The organism is Nocardioides sp. CPCC 206348, from assembly GCF_048654705.1.
Taxonomy (GTDB): Bacteria; Actinomycetota; Actinomycetes; order Propionibacteriales; family Nocardioidaceae; genus Nocardioides.
The window spans coordinates 1-1,805 of the sequence record NZ_JBMCZA010000216.1; the positions used below are offsets into that span (position 1 = coordinate 1).

General features: G+C 73.9%; 2 protein-coding genes. One reads left to right on the forward strand and one right to left on the reverse strand.

Annotation, left to right across the window (positions count from 1 at the left end):
* Positions 1-371, reverse strand: a 371-nt coding sequence (locus ACOADB_RS23280) for a hypothetical protein (RefSeq protein WP_378604334.1), incomplete at its 3' end; no start/stop codon positions are given.
* A gap of 131 nt (positions 372-502) precedes the next feature.
* Here ACOADB_RS23280 and ACOADB_RS23285 point away from each other — a divergent pair.
* A complete protein-coding gene (locus ACOADB_RS23285; RefSeq protein ID WP_378604337.1) occupies positions 503-1,684 on the forward strand; it encodes a PucR family transcriptional regulator in 1,182 nt (393 codons plus the stop codon).
* Positions 1,685-1,805: the final 121 nt, after the last annotated feature.

Sequence of the window (1,805 nt, forward strand, 5' to 3'; positions counted from 1 at the left end):
CGGACCCGCTCGCGGTCCCGGGGGTCGAGGTCGGCGTCGACGACCAACTGCTCGACGGTCTTGCCGGCGGCGAGGTAGATCTGGACGAGACGGCGCAACAGGGGATTGTCGGTCCAGCCGACGTCCGCGAAGCGCCGATCGCCACGACGGGGCGCCACCTCTGACGTTCCCGCGACGATCTTCGCGGCCTCGCCGGCGAGGCCGCCCAGGCGTCGTACCGTCGTCCGCGGCCGGCGGGCCAGCGAGATCGCCCACCGGGCCGTCGATGCGTCGGGCACGAAGCGGCGGATCGTGCCGAGGGCAGCGTCGACGAGCAGGGCGTCGAGCGGTGCGGCGTTCTCGGCGAGACGGCTGGCGGGGATCGTGCTCATCGCGGCTCCTGGGGTCCTCGGGCTGGCCGCTCCAGCGTCTCCCGGCCGGGACGTCGAGCGCATCGGCTGTCTGCACCGGCATGGGTGCGGTGGCCTGTGCACCGGCACAAGCGGAGCGTTACCTTTCGGTCGTGCAAAGAGCCGATGTCGACCCCGAGGTGCGTGCGCTGAGCCGCCGCCTGCTCCCGGAGGCCGACCAGCTCGGCCGCCGCATCGCCGAGCGGCTCCGGGAGGAGATCCCGTTCTATGCGGGCAACCCGGTGCTCGGCTTCGACGAGGTCGTCGCGTCCTGCACCGACAACGTCCGGTACATCCTCGGGAACCTCGCCGGCGACGCAGGAGTGAATCTCGACAGCCCGCGACTGACGGGGACGGCTCGCGCCGAGCAGGGCGCGCCCTACGCAGCGGTGCTCCAGGCCTTCCGGCTCGGTGGCCGGTTCATCTGGGAGACCCTCGTCGAGCGTGCCGAACCGGAGGCACGCGACGTGCTGCTGCTCGCCGCCGCCGACATCTGGGCGGTCACCGACGACCTGGCCGCCTCGGTCACCGACGCCTATCGCGGTGCGCTGTCCGACCGCGCGCGGCGCGACGGCCAGATGCGGGCCGTGCTCGTCGGGTCCCTGCTCGACGGCGAGGGGGAGGACGCCCCGATCGGCGAGACGGCCGGCCTGCTCGACCTCGGTCGCGGCGGTGAGTACGTCGTCGTGTCGGCCGAGTCGCCGACGCCTGGCGCCGAGGGCCTTCCGGACGTGGAGCGCTTGCTGCGCCGCAGCAACGCCGTGTCCGCGTGGCGCCTCGACCACGACCACCACGAGGGCGTCATCGGGTTGCGCCAGGGGTTCGGCGTCGAGCGGGTCGTCGAGGCGCTGTCACCCATCGCCGCGGGCCGGGTCGGCATCAGCCGACCGTTGGTGCGATGGGAGGACGCCCGGGAGGGGCGGCGCCAGGCGCGCGTGGCCTGCGCGGCGGGGACGCCGGGCTCGACCGCGGTCGTCCGGTTCGGTGACCAGCCCATCGCCGTACTCCTGGCCAGCAGCCCGGACCAGGCCCGGGCGCTCGCCGAGGCCGTGCTCGCCCCCGTGCTCGCGCTCGCACCCGACGACCGCGCGGTGATGGTCGACACCGCCCGTGCGTGGCTGGAGGGCGGCGGCTCCACGTCCACCGCGGCGAAGGCGCTGCACGTGCACCGCAACACCGTCCGTTACCGGGTACGACGGCTCGAGGAGGTCACCGGACGTGACCTCGCTCGGCCCGTGGACGCTGCCGAGCTGTACGTCGCGCTGGAGGCGGCCCGGATCCTCGGACTGGGCTGACCCGCTGGGGGTCTATCCCAGCGGAGTCGGACGAACCGCGTTAGAGCGGGACGTCGGCCCGTCGGGGATCGCCGGCACCGGTGGGGAGCGGGACGCGGGAGAACTGCTCGTCGTACAACCT